A 16,301-nucleotide genomic window follows, 5' to 3' on the forward strand; every position below is an offset into this window, starting at 1 on the left:
GCGGCGATCCGGGGAACTTCGGCCGGCCGCGTTTCGGGAATCGCCTGGACCGTGTCACGTCAGGGCTGGGGCACCGACGTCGGCGGTTGAAGCGATGTGGGGCTGGCCAACAGGTATCCCGCCCAAAACAGCGGTTGTCCACCGGTGACCCCTTCACGTTTATGTTCGGACTGTGGGATCAACGGTTCGGCCGCCGGGTCCAATTCGGTTTCCTTCAGCACGCTTTTGGCCCGCTGCCATGCGCCGACCAGACCCAGGAAGGGAATTTCCGGCAACAGTTCGCTCAAGGCCGTGGCGGTCGATTGGCCTCCCACCGCCCAGCGAGTGATCATCACGTCGCGGACGCCTGCGGCCTGCAACGCCGTGATGGTCATGAACAGTTCGTCACCGCCGCCCAGTTTTCCGACGCCCACCGGGGTACGGAACCCGGCCAGAACAACCGACCGAGGGCTGGGGCCGGGCAACCGCATCCAACCGTCCAGCGATCCCATCGGGGAAGCCCCGTCGTAGGCCCCGACGTTGAAAGCCAACGGACGTTTCAAATCCGGCGCCTTGGCCGCGGCCACCGCCAGCACCGAAACGCTATCACCCAGCAACCCGCTGGGCATCTTGTCTTCGACGCCCAGGCGTCGCGACTGTTCCAGTCGTGCCAACACCGATTCGATCGCGGCCTCATTCGCTTGGCGATCTTGGGGTTGAAAGAACGAACCACCGACGAAGGCGATCGGTCCATTGGCGGCCGTCGGTGCGGTTGGATGGAATGCCGATCCCGGCGTGGTGGCGTAGCGCACCGAAAGGGCGTCTCCCAACATGACGTCGTCGGCTTCATTGACGGGCAACAATTCGAACGGCAGGTACCACAACAGACCGTCCGGAACGATGACCACTTCTTGCAAGCCTTGCAGGTCTTCAATGCGTGAATCGGGAAACAGACGTTTCGCCAACTTGCCGGCCGTTGATTTCCAGTTGTCGTTTTCGGGCAGCCGTTTCCCGCGGCTTTTCATCGCCCCGATTTCACGCAGCACCATGGCGACTTCGTTGCCCAATCGGTTCGCTCCGGCAACCGCCCAGATGTCGGTTTCGCCTTGGAACGTCATGGTGGCGATGACGCCGGTTCCCACGCGGGTGAAAGTGACCAACGCGCGGCCTGCCGGGATTTGGTCGGCCAGTGGCGTGGGATCGGCGGGCGCCGGAATGACCCGTGGCAACGTTCCACGGTTCAGGGCGATCTGAGTCGCCAAGACCTCTTGCTGGTTGCCCTTCACTGTCGCCGCATCGGCATCCAGAGGCACGGCCTGTCCGGCCGCGTTTCGCAAAGGCTCAAACACGGGGCCCGCATCGGCCAAGAAATTCACCGCATCGGTCGGCAGGATGGTTTCGGGAGCCGTTACAAGTTGACGCACCTGAGCGATGCGGCCGCCCAGTGGTAATTGACGCAGGAAGCGATCGGCCAGGACGACGTCCAGACGCCGCAGAAACTCACGACCGTCGGTATCGTTGGCGGCCAGCCGTAGCCACAGATCAAGCGCCGTTGATTTGTCCAGCATCGTGATCGCCATCGCGTCGACCGGGTCACGTCGCCAGACCTCCGCTGGAGCAGCGGAACAGTAACGTTGCAACGCTTCATCGCCAGCGGTGGCCCCGCGAGTCGCCGTGGTGGCTTGGACAATCAACGACAGTTGCGACACGCGGGGCATCGACGTCACGCTGCGACGACCGAACGAATGGTTCAGCGCGAACTTGGAAAGGCTGGCCAGCGATTGGTCCAGCTTGCTGGCACCGGAACCTGTGCCCTGTAGCGTTGTCCCCTGCAAGGCTGCCAACCTGGATGCCACGTAGGCACCATAAGCATCGATACGCGGCTGGACCACATCGCGACGCGACGACAATGTCTGTGCTTGGCGGATCAATTCCAAAGCCGACGCCGCGTCGCCCGCGGTGACCGCCGCGTCCGCCGCAGCCACCAAACAGTGCAGCGCCGCCAGTCGTGATTCGCGACCGATCGCTAACGCCGCGGTTTTGCAAAACGTGGCGACGGCAACGGCATTGGCGCCCGTCGCGCATCCCGCGGCCAACTGTGCGGCTTCGCCGACCAACTCCGGTTGCTCCAGGGCCGCGGCGGCATTGGCGGTCATTCGAGCCTTGGCGGGCGTCGCGGACCAGTTTTCCGTTCCCGCCACCGCATAGGTGTCACACAGCATCAGCGCGCCGGCCAGCGGATGCACACCGCCCTGTACCGCCGAGTATTTGGAAACGTCCGACATGACACGACCATCGTCCATGACGCCCAAGCGTTCGCAGGCACGCATCGAACCGATCAAGGTCTTGCCCAGAACCGAACTAAGTTCCGACGGATACTTGGTCGATTCCAACGCATCAGTGCCCAGCGGATCTTGATTGCTGAGGGGGCCCATCAAGACACGACGTCGAAAGGATGCCAGAGCGATGCCACGCATGACTTCGACGGCATCGATCGATTTGATATTCAATTGTTGAAAAGACCCGCCCTGAGCGATTCGCTGTTCGGTGGCCTGTTCGCCCGACAAGAACGAAGTCTTGCGGGACAACGTCAGCACCCGCACCGCCGCCGCTTCGGGCCAAAGTCCACGCGTCGGGGATCGCACCGCACCGGGCTGGACCAGTTGGTCCCAGTCGACACGGGCCAACCATCCACGGTGACGCGCCACCAACTGGAACACCTGATCCAGTGCGGCCCGGCAGGCGGGAAGATTACCGGCATGCCAATGGCACTCGGCGGTCATCGCCAAGACGGGTATCGAATCAATCCAGCGACCGTTGATGTCTCGTCGGCAACGTCCCAAGGCGACGTCGAACCTGTCCATCGCCAGTTCCAGGTCACCGTTGCGATAGTCCTGCAACGCGACGTAATAGAATTCGTTTGGGTAGGTTCCGCTCGGTTCGCTGCCGGGAAAGCCGACGACCGGTTGGGCGTGGACATCAACCAACGACACCGCAACGACGACCAGAGCAAGCAGGGCTGGGGTGGCGGAGTGGCGAACCATGGACAGTTTCCGCGGGTGGCAAGAGTGACAGAGAGGACGTTCCGCCGTTGGACGCGTCACGATGCTTTCCGCAGGCCCCGGGTGTGATCCACACCGGCGGTGGCGGAGGCAACGGACGGAGCGGACCGGACCAGTGAAGCAATTTGGAAAAGAACCATTCAGTCTAACCGGTCCGGCGGCGCGGTCGAAATGTTTCGCCACGCACGAAAAAAGCTCGGCCGCTAACGCGACCGAGCTTATCGATTGTGGCTGTTACAGCGATGCTTTCGGCCCCCGTCCGCATGCGACGCGGTGGTCACGGCGGGGCGAAGGCTATGCGAACATCAGTTCAGCATTTCTTGGACGTGCTTCATGACATCGGCGATGTCGATCGCGTCGGCCTTGTAGGTGTGCGATGCCACCACTTGGCTTTCGTTGGCGACCACGATCGCAACTTCCGCGTCCTCGGGGATCTTGTAGCTGGACGGACCGTTGGCGTCATCCGAAACCACGACGGGGATGTTCTTCGCCTTCGCGGCGCTGGCGAACTTCTCACCGCTCTTCTTCATCTGCTCGGACTCGCCACCAATCAGGGTCACCAGACCCTTCAGTTGCGCGTCTTGGTGTGATTCCACGGCCTTGTCCAACTTCTGAACAAACTCGGGCAATTTGCCTTCGGTGGTGCGGGTGAAAACCATCACCATCGGTCGCGATCCATAGCGGCAGCGATAGCAAAGCTTTTCGCCGACTTCGACGCCGTCTTCCTCGGCACCGGCAACTTTGGTCACGTGAAAGGCGCCGATTTGCGAACCTTCTTCCAGGCATTGGCCTGACTGGCAATCCTCTGCAAAAGCGGTCGTGCCCAACATCGCAACGCTCAACGCGGCACCCAGAAACAACTTGGTCATGCTCAGATTCTCCAAATTCTTTGGAAAGGACTATAACGGGGGATTTGGGATCGACGGTGACCCGACGATCGGGACTGTGCCGTTCCCAGCGGCCTGACGCTTTCAATGTCCACGCAGTGCGTCAACCCGCCACGCTAAGGGCACATTAGGGGAAAGTCTAGGGATTTCGCGAAACGTACGCATAGTACGCACCGAAAACTTCACCATCGGCGGTTTCAAACAGAGCCGACATTTGGGTTTGGCCGGCCGGTAATTGCATCGTCAAAACGACTTCTTTGTCGCCCGGCTTCACCGAGGTTTCCGCCGTCGATTCGCCAATTTTTACGCTAGCATTCACCGGTGAAATCGCCTTGCCGGGCCGGGTACGGTACGCGGCCACACCGGGCACGTCGGCTCCGGGCGGCAGTGATGAATCGATCGCCCGATCCGCTTCCTCGGGCCAACGCCGCAGCCGAATCGTGTACTCGCCCGCGCTCGCCACGTCGACGTTCCAGAACCCGGTATTGGCGTCGCCGTTGACGGCCGATCGCACGTGAGCTTGGTTCCACGGCGTGCTGCCGGTCGTGATCCAGTCGTGACAGGTCAATCGAACGACCGGGGCCTGTTCGGCACCCAACGCGATGTAGGTCGATTGCGCAAACGTCGGTTCCAGTTCGGCCCACCAACGTTCATAGAAATCGGTCAGGCGCGAAACGACATCGGGATACCGCGTCGCGACATCGGTGGTCTGTCCTGGATCAGACGAGATGTCATACAGTTCTTTGCCATTGATCAGCCGCCACTGTGTGGTCATGACACTGGATTTGCGCCACTTGATCGGGTCTTTGACCCGCTGCGAATCGGTGACCAAGATTCGGTCCGGCCAGTCTTTTACCGAACTCGGATCGCTCAACAGACCCGTCAAACTGGTTCCGTCGAATTTCACACCCGAGGGTGACGTCAAATCACACAGATCGATCAGCGTGGGCAATACGTCGACATGGGCCGTGATCGGCTGGACATCTTTTCCACCGGTCAAACCACCACCAGGCCAGCGAATGAAAAATGGAACACGGTGGCCGCCGTCATACTCGCTGCCTTTGCCCGCTTTCATCCCGGCGTTGAACAATTTCCATCCCGATGATGATCCGTTGTCGGTCGTGAAAATGAAAATCGTGTTTTCGGTCAGCCCCAGGTCATCCAAGTAATCCCGCAGCTGACCAACGTTGTGGTCGATGTTGGCGATCATCCCAAAGAAGTTCGCCAGCGATACGCTTTGATCCGCATACGGAGCACTGAAATCCTCCGGTGCATGCATTGGTCCGTGGGGGGCGTTCGGTGCGATGTAGGCAAAGAACGGCTGGCCGTCATCGTGACACTGTTTGATGAATTGCTTGGCATGGCCGAAGAAAACATCGGTGCAAAAACCATCCACCGGTTTGGGGGCACCGTTGTGAAAATAGCTGCCGTCAAAGTAAGCGTTGTCCCAGTAATCAGGGGTCTGGCCGACGCCGCCACCGCCGTGACACAGAACTTCGTCAAAACCGCGATCTTGAGGTCGATAGGGATAGTTGTCGCCCAGGTGCCACTTGCCAAACATTCCGGTCTTGTATCCGGAATCGGAAAAGACGTCGGCCATCGTGACTTCATTGTCACGCAGCATCGACCGCCCCATGATCGTGTGCCAAACACCCGTGCGATTGGTCCAGTGTCCAGTCAAGAAAGCGGACCGCGTCGGCGAACATGTCGGCGAAACGTGGTAATCCGCCAAGCGAATCGATTCGGAATACAGGCGATCCAGCTCCGGCGTCTTCAGCACCGGATTGCCGTGGCATGACAGGTCACCGTAACCCTGGTCATCGGTGATGATCAGGACGACGTTGGGACGGTCCGCGGCCTGGCACGCCAGCGTGCTCGCGGCCATCGCCAAGGCTAAAAACAGAGATCGCATGGGAATTTAAGACAGAAGAAAGGGGCAATTCCGTGGGCGTTTCCGAGGGGCAGGAACGCCGACGACCACCAGGTAGGCGATCGATTGGAGGTGGGAAAGCCGCAATTCTAATCCCTGGCCACGTCGGTCGCATGCCACCGGTCGATAACCGCCACCAGTCCATGGCCGCTGCCACGCCGATTCTTGATTCTGTGCAGGTTTTGCGCAGAGACCGATCCTAAACCGATCCCGATTCATCGCCGGTCAATTCGGGAAACACCGAATCGTCCAAGTCTTGGCGTTTGACGATCGATTTGATCCGCAGCAAGAAATCGCTCTTGTAATTGGCGACCTGCTGTTCGGTCGTGCCCGTCGTCTCGGCAACCTGCTTGTTGGGCATGCCGATGACGAACAGCAGCTCCAGCACCTTCAGCTTGACGAAATTTCCCGATTCCTTCCAACGAGCGATCTGTTCTTCGATCGCTTGCCGGACGGCCTGTTCCTCGATTCGTTTGCGTTCGACGCTGCGGACAATCGAACTGGCCACGCGTGCCGAACCGACCGGTTCGATCGCGCGGCTGGCGTCGTCACTGCCGCGGGCATGCAGTTGCAATGCCGGGCGGCGGCCTTCGCGGCGCAAGTGGTCGGTCAGCTTGTAGGCGCAAATGGAAAACAAATAGCTTTCCAGCGGCCGCGCACCGTCATAATTCGGCAGGCTGACCAGAAAGCCGACAAAGGCCTCCTGGACGATGTCTTCGCTGGTCGCCCGGTTTCGAATGCGGCTGTCGGTGTAGGCCAACAGCCGACCCTCGTAGCGTTCGATCAGCTTGGCCCAGGCGTCCGAATCGCCTTGGCGGATTTGCTGGATCAGAAAGCGATCGACGTCATGGCCACTGGTGTCGTTCATGCCCACACGCTAACCGGTGTGCGGTGTTTTTGCCACTGCGGGTGGTTGAGGTGACGCTGGAAATTCCCGCCCAAATTGGACGAATTTACGTGGGTTGGAACCGTTGATTGCGGCGGGCCAAATAGGCTTGCCAGACCATCCGCACGCCGACGCTGCGGAACGGGCGCCAAGATTCGGTGCGTCGTTCCAATTCATCCGGATCGCCGTAGACGGCATCGTCCAATTCGGCCAGCCCCTTTACCAAGGCCAAATCGCCGTGGGGCAGCACGTCCGGACGCAGCATCGCCATCATCAGATAGACCCCCGCCGACCAATCGCCCAACCCCAGACGGTCGGTGATTTGGCGTCGCACATGATCGTCCGGCATCGCCCGCAAAGCCGGAATACGAAAGCGACCGGCGATCACGTCGTCGGCAAGCGCAACGGCATAGCGGGCCTTTTGGCGACTGAATCCGACCGCTTGCAAACCCGGTTGGCCGGCCGCCGCGACCCGCGTCGCCGTGACGCCCTCGGGCATCGACTGCGACAAACGCAGGAATGTCGACCGCGCCGAAGACAGCGACACCTGTTGTTCCAAGATGATGCGGACGAACGTCGCGAATGTTTGCGGGCGTTTCCACAGCGGTGGCGGGCCGTGCGTTTGCAGGACTGCGGCCATCACCGGATCGCCATCGGCAATCGTTTCGGCCGCAACCCGCATCGTCGTGGTGTACAGGCGACCCGGCGGCCGATCGCCCGATTCGGAATCGTCCGACACGCCTACACCAACTGGTCCAATTCGGCGGTCAATGTCGCGAAGCGATCCAGCGTGGTCTGCACCGGTTGCGGATGCGTCATGTCGACGCCGGCATCACGCAAAAGGTCCAGCGGGTCTTTGCTGCATCCGCCCTTAAGGAACGAAAGGTAGTCATCCAGTTCTTGCTCGCCGCCTTCCAACACGCGAGTGGACAGTGCAACGGCGGCACTCAAACCCGTGGCGTATTTGTACACATAGAACGCACGATAGAAGTGTGGGATGCGGAAGCATTCCAGTTCCAAGGATTCGTCGATGACGAAATCAGGGCCAAAGTAAGCGTCCAACAATTCACGATAGGCGGCACGAAGCGATTTGACCGTTAACGGTTCGCCGGCTTCGCACATCTCATGCGTCTTCTTTTCAAATTCCGCGAACATGGTTTGGCGCACCACTGTCGCACGGATGCTGTCCAGTTCGTTGTTGATCAAGTACGCACGCTCGTTGTCGTCGGCCGCATGGTCCAGCATGTATCGAGTCAACAATTGTTCGTTGAACGTGCTGGCGACTTCGGCCACAAAGATCGTGTAGTTGTAATACTGAAACGGCTGTTCCGATGCCGAGTACCAACTGTGCATGGAGTGTCCGGCTTCGTGTGTCAACGTAAACACATCATTCAGGACTTCTTCTTTGAAGTTCATCAGAATGTACGGGTCACCGTCGAAGCTGCCGCAGCTGAACGCGCCGCTTTGTTTTCCGCGATTGGGGAACCGGTCGGCCCATCGGCCACGCAAGCCTTCGGCCAACGTGTCGACATAGGCTTGGCCCAAGGGTGCAAGCGATTTCAAAACGACATCGACCGCTTGGTCCCAGGTGTGGTGCTTTTCCACATCACTAAGAATCGGCACGTAGGTGTCATAGTGATGCAGATCGTCCAGCCCCATTTTGCGGCGCCGGACATCAAAGTAATGGTGCACGGCCGGTAAGGCGCCGCGAACTGCGGTGATCAAATTGTCATAGACGTCGGTCGGCACATTGTCGGGGAACAACGCGGATTCCAAACTGCTTTCGTGATTGCGTGCACGAGCGTAATACACGTCCCGCTGGACGCTGCCGGCCAGGGTTGCGGCCAACGTGTTTTCGTGTGCTTGGAATTGTTCGTAATACTGATTGAACGCGGCCTTTCGCACGCCACGATCCGGGCTTTGCAAGAATTGTGCGAAACTGGCATGCGATAGCTCTTGCCGGCGGCCCTTGTGATCGGTGATGTGCCCGAATTTCAAATCGGCATCATTCAGTTGACGGAATGCATTGCCGGCGGCCGAGGCCATTTCACCCTGCATCGCTAACAAACGTTCTTCACGATCGCTCAAGGTGTGCGGACGAAATCGCAGCACTCGTTCCAGCTGCAATCGGTACGGCTGCACCGCCGGATCGTCCATCAATTCGTCCATGCGTTGCGGATCAATTGCCAGCAATTCGGGTCGCATGAAGCTGGCCGCTTGGCCCGCACGGACGGCCAGGTTTTGGAAACGCGACTTCATTGCCTGCGCATCGCTGTCGGTCTGGTCTTCGGTCGTTTTCAAAAACGCGTACGTCCCCAGACGTTCGGCGATCTGATCGAAGTCGCGATCGAAATCCAAAGCCGCGATCAAGGTTTCGGTGGATTCCCCCAAGCGTCCCTGAAAGGTCGCGAATGTTTCGATCATCCCGTCCAGCTTGGCAAAGTCCGCTTCCCACGTCGGGGCATCGGCGTACAGGCTGCTCAAGTCCCAACAGTGTTCGGCCGGGACGTCTTGACGTTGTGGCAGCGATTCGGTCGGCATGGTCGAAGATGATGAGGACATGGCAATCGGATTCGGAAGGGTTCACTTTTGTGGGATTCGATTCAGGCGGCTGGTTTTACAACATCTGTGTCAGGCTGTCGCACCCTCTGAAGCGGTGATCAATCGTTGATGCCCCACAGCCGTGCGTCTGCGGTGGACGATTTGCCGGTGGCGGCGAACGTCCCCGTGCCGTTGTGCGATGTCCACCGGAATCCGTCGGCCCGCGAACGGAATTTCCTGATGCGTTTTGTCGCACTGGGATCTGTTTGATAATCCGTCGCATGGAAACCGAACACGTACGATGGCACGGTTCGCTAATGTGAACACTGTCATAGGAACCACCGGCATCACTGGATTGGTCGGCATCGCACGCGTCTCGTCTCGGGGGTGTGACGTTTTGCACGATTGGATCGGTTGCGGGCATTTCCTATGGTGCGTCGTGTCTCGGCATTCCCCACACCGCCAGTACGTCTCATGTGATTCGTGTTGATCTCGGAAGTATCCCTTCCGATTTCGCAGGTGCCCCGAAGCCGTCGGATGAAAGGTCAGATCAAACGATGTCCGAACCACAGTATGTAACCGTTGATGGCAATGAAGCGGTTGCCAGAATCGCTCACTTGGCCAGCGAAGTGATCGCGATTTATCCCATCACCCCCGCGTCGTCGATGGGGGAATTGGCGGATCAATGGACCAGCCAGGGCAAACGGAACGTGTTCGGCGTTTCGCCTACCGTGATCGAAATGCAAAGCGAAGCCGGTGCCGCCGGCACGGTTCACGGCGCGCTGCAGGCCGGAGCATTGTCGACGACGTTCACCGCGTCGCAGGGTTTGCTGCTGATGATTCCGGAGATGTACAAGATCGCCGGACAGTTGTTGCCCACCGTTTTCCACGTTGCCGCGCGGTCCTTGGCGACTCATGCGCTGTCCATCTTTGGCGACCACAGCGACGTGATGGCGGCTCGCGCGACGGGCTGGGCCATGTTGTGTTCTGCTGGCGTACAAGAGGCACAGGACTTTGCGTTGATTTCGCACGCCGCAACGCTGCAGGTACGCGTGCCCTTCTTGCACTTCTTTGACGGATTTCGAACGTCCCATGAAGTGTCCAAAATTGTCCAAGTCAGTGAAGACGACGTTCGCGCGATGATCGATGAAGACGCCGTCGTGGCGTGTCGCGATCGCGCATTGACGCCGGATCACCCGGTCGTCCGTGGCACGTCACAAAATCCAGATGTGTTTTTCCAGTCTCGCGAAGCTGCCAATCTGTACTACTGCGGTCTCGGCCACATGTTACAGGCGACGATGGACCGGTTCGCCAAACTGACCGGTCGCCAGTATCACCTTTACCAATACGAGGGTGCCCCGGATGCCGATCGCGTGATCGTGATCATGGGCAGCGGCACCGGCGCCGTTCGCGAAGCCGTCCAACGTCTGAATGAACAGGGGCAAAAGGTCGGCGTCTTGTCGGTCAAGCTTTACCGCCCACTGGACGCCCAGCGTTTGATCGAAGCGTTGCCCGATACGGTGAACAGCGTCGCCGTGTTGGACCGCACCAAAGAACCGGGGGCGATCGGCGAACCGCTGTATCAAGACTTTGTTGTCGCCTTGGACGAACAGTGGGCCGAAACGCACCGGCACCGCGCCGAAAATCCGCCGCGGGTGATCGGCGGTCGCTACGGGCTTTCGTCCAAGGAATTCACGCCCGCCATGGCCGCGCGAGTCTTTGACGAATTGACCCAGTCCGGTGCCAAGAAACATTTCACGATCGGAATCTACGACGACGTGACCCGATTGAGCCTAGATTGGGACGTCGATTTTTGCACCGAGTCCGACGCCGTTACGCGAGCCGTCTTCTACGGATTGGGCAGCGACGGAACCGTTGGTGCCAGCAAGAACACCGTCAAAATCATCGGTGAAAACACACCGTTGTATGCCCAAGGTTATTTCGTCTACGACAGCAAAAAGTCGGGATCCACCACCGTTTCACATTTGCGGTTCGGCCCCCAACCGATCGATTCCACCTATCTGATCGATGAAGCTACGTTTGTCGGCTGTAACCAGTTTCCGTTCATGAAACGCTTGGACGTGCTGAAATCCGCTTCGCGCGGCGCCACGGTGTTGCTGAACAGTCCCTACGACGCCGATCACGTTTGGGACCAACTGCCGGCCACCGCCCAGCAACAGATTCTGGATAAAGACCTGAGCCTATACGTGGTGGATGCCTACAGCGTCGCGAAGAAAGCGGGCATGGGCAATCGGATCAACACGATCATGCAGACATGCTTCTTCGCCTTGTCGGATATCTTGCCCACCGAACAAGCCGTCGACCTGATCAAAGAATCCATCCGCAAGACGTACGGCAAACGCGGTGACGAAGTCGTCCAGAAAAACTTTGGTGCGGTCGACGCCGCCATCGAAGGTCTGGAGAAGGTCGACGTGCCCGGCGAAGTCACCACGACCCTGCAGCCCATGCCCGCGGTTTCGGGCGACACCACGGAGTTTGTTGATCTGGTCACGGCCCAGTTGATTGCCGGGGCCGGTGACTTGTTACCCGTCAGTGCCCTGCCCGTCGACGGTACATTCCCGGTGGGGACGTCCAAGTTTGAAAAACGCAGCATCGCCCAAGAAATCCCGATTTGGGATGCCGATCTGTGCACCGCGTGTGGGCTGTGTTCTCTGGTTTGTCCCCACGCGGCGATTCGTGCCAAGGTCTATCCCGTTGAACTACTGGTGGATGCACCGGAGTCCTTTGCGTCGGCCGCCTGGAAAGACAAGGCATCGCCCGGCCAAGCGATGACGATTCAGGTGTCTCCCGACGACTGCACGGGATGCCGTGTGTGTGTGGACGTGTGTCCGGCGAAAAGCAAGACCGTCGAAAACCACAAGGCCATCGACATGATGCCGATGCAGGATCATGCCGAGGTGGAACGAAAGAATTATGGATTCTTCGAATCGATTCCGGAGTTCGAACGATCCTCCGTCAAGCAAACGACGGTCAAGGGAGCTCAGCTTCTGAAGCCGTTGTTCGAATTCTCCGGTGCATGCAGTGGTTGCGGTGAAACGCCGTACATCAAGCTGATGACGCAGTTGTTCGGGGATCGTGCCGTGATCGCCAACGCGACCGGTTGTTCATCGATCTTCGGCGGCAATCTGCCGACCGCACCGTGGACCACCGACGATGAAGGTCGCGGTCCGGCGTGGGCCAATTCGTTGTTCGAAGACAACAGCGAATTCGGGTTGGGCATACGCTTGTCAATCGATCACCAACGGCAACAAGCCGAACACCTGTTGCGGTGCATGCAACCCAAGGTGGGTGACGAGCTGGTCGACGCGATCGTCGCCTTTCATGGTGGACCGGAGGCACAAGTCGAACAGCAACGTCAGCGAGTCGCGCAGTTGAAGCAGGCGTTGTCGGGCTTGGGCGACGATCCCATGGCCGCAGATCTGTTGGAACGCGCCGACGCATTGGTGCCCAAGAGTGTTTGGATCGTGGGCGGTGACGGTTGGGCGTATGACATTGGTTTTGGCGGTCTGGATCATGTGATTTCAACTGGTGCCAACGTCAACATCCTGGTGCTGGATACCGGCGTGTATTCCAACACCGGCGGCCAAAACTCCAAAGCCACGCCGCGTGCGGCCACCGCGAAGTTCGCCGCCGGTGGCAAGGCCGGGCGCAAGAAAGACCTGGGCATGATTGCGATGTCCTATGGCAACGCTTACGTGGCCCAGATCGCGATGGGGGCCAATCCGAACCAGACGATGAAGGTCTTCCACGAAGCGGAATCATTCGTCGGCCCGTCGTTGATCCTTGCATACAGCCCATGCATCGCTCACGGCATCGCGATGGGAACCGGGATGACCCACCAAAAAGATGTCATCGCATCGGGGTTGTGGCCGCTGTACCGTCACGATCCGCGTTTGAAGGACGAAGGCAAAAACGCATTTCGTCTGGACAGTCGCAAACCGAAGATCACGTTTGCTGAACTGGCCAAGCAGGAGGGCCGCTTCGCCGCCGTGTCGCGAACCGATCCCCAGCGTGCCGAACAGTTGTACCAACTGGCACAAGATGACATTGATCAACAGTGGCGACGATACGAATCGCTGGCCGCCGAAACGGAGTAGCCATTCATCCACGCTCGATCGACACGTTGCCAACGGCGATGATCAATCGTCGTCGCCCAGCATTCTGCGTCGCAATTCGGGCAGACGTCGGCGGTGATACCGGTGCGTGCGGACGGCGTCCAGCAACGCCAGTCCGACGACCGTGATCAGGCACAGCATCACAATGCTCCAGCAACCGAGCCACACGGCGCGGCTTTCCGGCCCCTTCACCGTGGCGATCAAGATCAACAGCCCGCAGATGCCAATGATCCCGTGGATCCGCCGCCGGCTACGAAAACGCGAACGCAGATAATCCGCATCCGTCTTGTCATCGTACTCGGATTCTTCCCCCGGCCATCCCTGTCGCTCGTTCCACTGCAGCCACACGGCAAACAAGATCAGCGTGACCGAAAGGATGATTCCGCCGCTAAACATGATGCGTTATTGCCGTTGTAGCCATTGATGCACGACCCAAACCACCGCGGCCAGACTTTCGCCGCTGCAGTTTTCGGGGATGTCTTGTTCGGTGTGCCAGTATTGCGGGGCACCCAGTCCAGGCCTGGGATAATCGAAATCGATCAAGTCCACCGTCGGAATGCCCGCAATCTGATTCAATGGCAGATGGTCGTCACGAATTTCATGGCGACTGCGCGGGACAAATGCGGTGACCCCCAAATCGTCCGCCACGTCCCAAATTTGATGCGCCACTTGGCGGGCGTACTTCAAACTGTTGCGTTCGTAATAGATCTTTAGTTCTTTGTCGCCGACCATGTCCAACAGCACGCCGGCGGTGTACGGCGATTGGGGCGGCTGCATTCGGTACTGTTGGGCGAAATAGGTGGAACCCAGAAAGTACTTGTCACGCCGCTCGTCAAAGACGAATTCTTCGGCGTCAAACATGACCAAGTCCACGCCGACATCCGGCGGCAACTGGTCCAAGTGATGAGCCATTTCCATCAGACCCGCGACTCCGCTGCCACCGTCATTGGCCCCGACAAAGCGACCTTTGGGATTGCGGCGGTCTCGATCGGGGAACGGACGTGTGTCGTAGTGGGCACACAACAGGAATCGTTTCGGACGATCCAAGTGCCATGATGCGATCAGGTTGGCCATCGGGATGACATCGCCCGTTTCCGGATGCCGGATACGCGTCGATTGCAAGCGAACCGTTCCTCCCAGCGATTCGAAGTGACGCTTCAGAAACGCTTGCTGGGTTTCCATGCCGGCACTGGCCGTGGGCCTGGGCCCGATGTCACAGATCTGGCGCAAGTATCCCATCGCGCGATCCGCATCGTAGGGTGCCGGGATCGCGGTGCGCGCCGGCGCGGCGGCGATGTCGTTGTCCAAACCGCCGCCGGACTGAATTCCAATCGCGACCAGTGCGATGCCCGCCACCACCAAGGTTGCGGCGACGGCCAACAGCGGTGTCGCCCGTCGCGTGTTGGACGGCACGGCCGAGGCGTCTGCATCATCGGGGCGGTGGGGGCCAGCGTCATGAACGGCGGAACGATGGGATGCCCGATGACCGGCCGCCGCGCGCGAATGTTCTGACTTTCCAGCTGTCTTTGTCGATGCCACGTCGGCCGCCGGCGTTAAGGTTGCCAAGGGAGGTTCGTTTGGGGGGACTCCGGAGGCCGCCACGAAGCCTCGTCGATGCCAAACGTAGGCGTTTGGCGGTTCCAAGTCCAGGTTTACCAGCCGAACGGGTGTGTCCGGAAAACTGTTCAAATGTGCCCTGATTCGCGTTGGCGTGGTGACCATGGATTTGGTAACCGGGGGCCTGCCCGGCCGGTGCGCAAAGGCTGGGGAATGCTTCGCACAGTTTCACATTCAGCACGCCGGTGTCGTCATGGACCGACCAATCGATCACAGAGCGGTTTCGTTGCCGTTTCTGCTATTCGTCACGCTTCTCATGGTTTCAGGCAATCTGACCAGCACGACATCGGCCTTCGGTCAGTCGTCGGTGCCGACCGAGCCTTGGCTACAGGCGCCGATCATTTCCGAACCGATCCCGACCCCGGTGCCGATGCCGGAGGAACCCGTGATCCATGGGCAAACGGTGGACTTTGATGCCGTCATTGGATCGCAAGCGGTGGCCGAATCGCCGCCGCTGCAGCAAGAGGTCATTCGTTGGTACCAATACCCGTGGCGGTGGATGACGCAGGGTTGGGAAAACCATGCGGAGTTCGGTTTGGACGGCAGCGAAGGCAACGCCGACACACTGGCCATCCAAACCGGTCTGGAAATGAAGCGTTCCACCGACGCGTACACCCTGGCGATCGACTTTGATTACCGCCAAGCCAGCAGCCGCAGCGTTCTGACCGAAGACAACGCGCGACTGAATATCGACTATGACCGATTGTTGGGTGACAGCAATTGGTCGGCATTCGGCAAGTTAGGCTTTGAGTATGACGATTTCAAAGCCTTCGATTTGCGTCTGAACCTGAACGGTGGTCTCGGGTATTACTGGATTCGAAACGATCGAACTTCGTTTGTGACTCGTTTCGGTGCCGGTGCGTCGCGTGAATTCGGGGCTCCGATTGACGACTGGACTCCGGAGGCGGTGTTCGGCTTGGATGCGGAGCATCAGTTGAATTCACGCAACAAACTGAAAGGCAAGGTCGATTACTTCCCCAGTTGGGAAGATTTCTCCGACTATCGCCTGGTCACCGACTTGGCGTGGGAGATCTTGCTGAACGAGGCCGAAAACTTCAGCCTGAAGCTGGCCGTGACCGACCGCTATGACAGCACACCGCAAGGCGCTTTGGCCAACGACGTCTATTATTCGATGCTGTTGCTGTACAAATTTTAGTTGACGCTGGAATGGTGCGGTGAAAGCTCATCGTTGGCGGCAGCTATTCGTTCTGGATCGATTCTTATGACTGGCGTCAACGCAATCCAGCGATGCAATAGAAGCGG

10 protein-coding genes are annotated in these 16,301 nt (G+C 59.1%); 2 read left to right on the top strand and 8 right to left on the bottom strand.

The features are described 5' to 3' along the window. Positions 1-59: 59 nt before the first annotated feature. The 6 genes from Mal65_RS01825 to pepF form a co-directional block, all read right to left on the bottom strand. Entirely contained in the window at positions 60-3,023 is a 2,964-nt protein-coding gene (locus Mal65_RS01825) for a CHAT domain-containing protein (protein WP_145293119.1), read from the bottom strand. A 323-nt stretch (positions 3,024-3,346) separates the two neighbouring features. Then, a complete protein-coding gene (locus Mal65_RS01830; RefSeq protein WP_145293121.1) occupies positions 3,347-3,910 on the bottom strand; it encodes a hypothetical protein in 564 nt (187 codons plus the stop codon). Between the two features lie 157 nt (positions 3,911-4,067). Then, on the bottom strand, positions 4,068-5,840 hold the full coding sequence (locus tag Mal65_RS01835) for an arylsulfatase (RefSeq protein ID WP_145293123.1): 1,773 nt from the start codon (positions 5,838-5,840) through the stop codon (positions 4,068-4,070). 217 nt (positions 5,841-6,057) lie between these two features. Continuing rightward, positions 6,058-6,726 (bottom strand): RNA polymerase sigma factor, encoded by a 669-nt coding sequence (locus Mal65_RS01840; RefSeq protein WP_145293125.1) that lies wholly within the window; start codon positions 6,724-6,726, stop codon positions 6,058-6,060. Between the two features lie 85 nt (positions 6,727-6,811). After that, positions 6,812-7,483 (bottom strand): DNA-3-methyladenine glycosylase family protein, encoded by a 672-nt coding sequence (locus tag Mal65_RS01845; RefSeq protein ID WP_196784489.1) that lies wholly within the window; start codon positions 7,481-7,483, stop codon positions 6,812-6,814. A gap of 2 nt (positions 7,484-7,485) precedes the next feature. Further along, positions 7,486-9,306, bottom strand: coding sequence for an oligoendopeptidase F (gene pepF, locus Mal65_RS01850; RefSeq protein ID WP_145293128.1), 1,821 nt, complete (start codon positions 9,304-9,306; stop codon positions 7,486-7,488). A 536-nt stretch (positions 9,307-9,842) separates the two neighbouring features. Between pepF and nifJ the strand changes: the two genes are divergently transcribed. Beyond that, complete coding sequence (gene nifJ, locus Mal65_RS01855; protein ID WP_145293130.1) at positions 9,843-13,403, top strand: pyruvate:ferredoxin (flavodoxin) oxidoreductase; 3,561 nt, start codon at positions 9,843-9,845, stop codon at positions 13,401-13,403. 42 nt (positions 13,404-13,445) lie between these two features. On the opposite strand, the gene Mal65_RS01860 is transcribed toward nifJ, so the two are convergent. Next, positions 13,446-13,817 (bottom strand): hypothetical protein, encoded by a 372-nt coding sequence (locus Mal65_RS01860; protein ID WP_145293132.1) that lies wholly within the window; start codon positions 13,815-13,817, stop codon positions 13,446-13,448. A 6-nt stretch (positions 13,818-13,823) separates the two neighbouring features. After that, positions 13,824-14,834, bottom strand: a complete 1,011-nt coding sequence (locus Mal65_RS01865) for a M28 family peptidase (protein WP_196784490.1) — start codon at positions 14,832-14,834, stop codon at positions 13,824-13,826. A 397-nt stretch (positions 14,835-15,231) separates the two neighbouring features. Here Mal65_RS01865 and Mal65_RS01870 point away from each other — a divergent pair, with 397 nt between their 5' ends. Further along, positions 15,232-16,194 (top strand): DUF481 domain-containing protein, encoded by a 963-nt coding sequence (locus tag Mal65_RS01870; protein ID WP_196784491.1) that lies wholly within the window; start codon positions 15,232-15,234, stop codon positions 16,192-16,194. Positions 16,195-16,301 lie beyond the last annotated feature (107 nt).

This window comes from Crateriforma conspicua, assembly GCF_007752935.1.
In the GTDB taxonomy this organism is placed as follows: Bacteria; Planctomycetota; Planctomycetia; order Pirellulales; family Pirellulaceae; genus Crateriforma; species Crateriforma conspicua.